The organism is Gardnerella sp. 30-4, assembly GCF_001641215.1.
GTDB classification, from domain to species: domain Bacteria; phylum Actinomycetota; class Actinomycetes; order Actinomycetales; family Bifidobacteriaceae; genus Bifidobacterium; species Bifidobacterium leopoldii.
This window is the reverse complement of sequence record NZ_LXJL01000138.1, coordinates 1-2,250: the sequence shown is the minus strand read 5'-3', so window position 1 is coordinate 2,250 and position 2,250 is coordinate 1. Positions and strand designations below refer to the sequence as shown.

The following is a 2,250-nucleotide window of genomic DNA, read 5'->3' as shown; positions in this document are numbered from 1 at the left end:
AGATGTGTATAAGAGACAGGCATGATACTATGATGTGCGCTTAATCCGCAAGCCGTTTGGCATAATGAAGGAGCAAATGTGTCCGTTTTTAATGCACTCCAACAGCAAGCGTTTAATCTTGCCCGTAAAGCATTGCGTATTGGCAGTAACTTCGCGCACCCAGTCAGTGATGACCGTGCAGGCGGACCAGACTACCTTAATACGGATCAAGAAAACACAAATACTTTACTTTCACAAAAACAACGCCTTCCACACGTAGAAGAGTGGGGTGCGCAAATGCCAACAACGACGTTTATCGATCCGGAAACAGGCTTGCTGACCACAAAAACCGAAAGCGCAGCACCTCTTGACGATGGCACAAGCATTTATGACTTATACGCAGATCGTGCAGCACGTATGGGCGACGATCCTCTTTACACTTATAAAGAAAACGATAAGTGGGTCACAAAAACAGCTAATCAGTTCCTTCAAGAAGTACGCGATGCCGCAAAAGGTTTGATGCACTACGGATTGCGCAAAGGCGACGCTGTTGCTTTTATGTGCAAAACATCATACGAGTGGGATGTAACAGACGCAGCAGTTATGGCTTGCGGCGGTGTTCTTGCAACTATTTATGACACGGATTCAGCTGAGCAAATTCGCAATATTGTGAATAATTCCGACTCGCGTTTCCTTATTGTTGAAACAACTGACATGCGAGATAAAGCTGATGGAGCTATTGAAGAATGCCCAAGTTTGGAACGCATTATTTGCATTGAAACAGGCGGTTTAGCAGAACTTCAAGCTTTCGGATACGCTGTTAGCGATGAGGAACTAGATGCTCGCATTGATTCTGTAAAGAAAACAGACTTGTGCTCTATTGTTTACACTTCTGGCTCCACAGCTGCACCTAAAGGTGTGGAAATGACTCACGAACACTATTGCACTACAGCGTTGAATTTGCCTGTTTACTTGCCGAATTTGCTTAGCGAAAAAGACGGCTCTGTGCTTCTATTCCTTCCTCAAGCACACTCTTTTGCAAGAGCAATTAACTATATTGTTGTTGCAAGTACGTTGCGCATTTATATTGCTCAAGGTATTCCTACTTTGATTTCCGATTTGCAAGTTGCAAAACCTACGGTTATGATTGTTGTCCCTCGAGTTCTTGAGAAGGTTTATAACGCAGCTTCGCAGAAGGCTGGTCACGGTGCTAAAGGCTTGGCTTTCCAGGGTGCTGTTGTGACAGCACAGCAGTATATGAAGGAAGTTCAGGAATTTGGTGACGCTAAGGCTCTTACTAAAGCTCGCCGCACTGCTTACGATCCGCTTGTTTATCGTCCACTTCGCCAAGCTCTTGGCGGTCGCGCACGCTGGATTGTTGCAGGTGGAGCTCCTCTAGATCCTGAATTGCTTTCATTCTTCCGCGGAGCAGGAGTTCCTGTCTACGAAGGTTATGGTCTTACAGAAACTACTGCACCATGCGCGTTTACTCCTATTGGAGTTCCATTCCGAGAAGGTTCTGTTGGCATTGCATTCCCAGCTTTTACTTTGCGAATCGCATCCGACGGCGAAGTTCAAATTAAAGGCACTTGCGTATTCCATAAGTATCACAAGAACGATGAAGCAACAGAAACTTCATTTACTAAAGACGGATGGTACGCAACAGGCGATTTGGGACGAATTGACGACGATGGCATGCTTTATATTACCGGACGTAAGAAGGATTTGATTATTACTGCTGGCGGTAAGAATGTTGCTCCTGGACCTATTGAAGAGATGATTAAGAGATGCGAACTTGTGTCTCAGGCTCTCGTTCTTGGAGATAAGCGTCCGTTTATTTCTGCACTTGTTACTTTAGACGAAGAAACTTTACGAAATTGGCTTAAACTCAAGGGTCTTGACGCTACTATGAGCATGGAAGAGGCTGCTAATAATGCTGTCGTTCGTGCTGAAGTGCAAAAATTTATAGATCTTGCCAATGAAGGCGTGTCACGCGCAGAATCTGTGCGAAAGTTCATTATTTTGCCAGAAGAGTTTACGCAAGAAAACGGCTTAATGACTGCGTCTATGAAGATTATTCGTCCACGAGTTATTAAGCGCTACACTACTTTACTTAATACACAAATGTATACGACGCGCAAAAAGTAGTTTGTTTAAATTAACTCAGCTGAACGCACACAATTTACCCCGTATTTGGAAAGTTAATATATTTAACTCTACAAATGCGGGGTAAATTGCATAAAAAATACACATTTAAAATGTTTCACATAC

Annotated in this window: 1 protein-coding gene; it reads left to right on the top strand. The window is 43.7% G+C overall.

What is annotated here, in order from left to right; translation table 11 throughout:
- Positions 1–78 precede the first annotated feature (78 nt).
- Positions 79–2,127, top strand: a complete 2,049-nt coding sequence (locus A5294_RS06215) for a long-chain fatty acid--CoA ligase (protein ID WP_004106511.1) — start codon at positions 79–81, stop codon at positions 2,125–2,127.
- Positions 2,128–2,250: the final 123 nt, after the last annotated feature.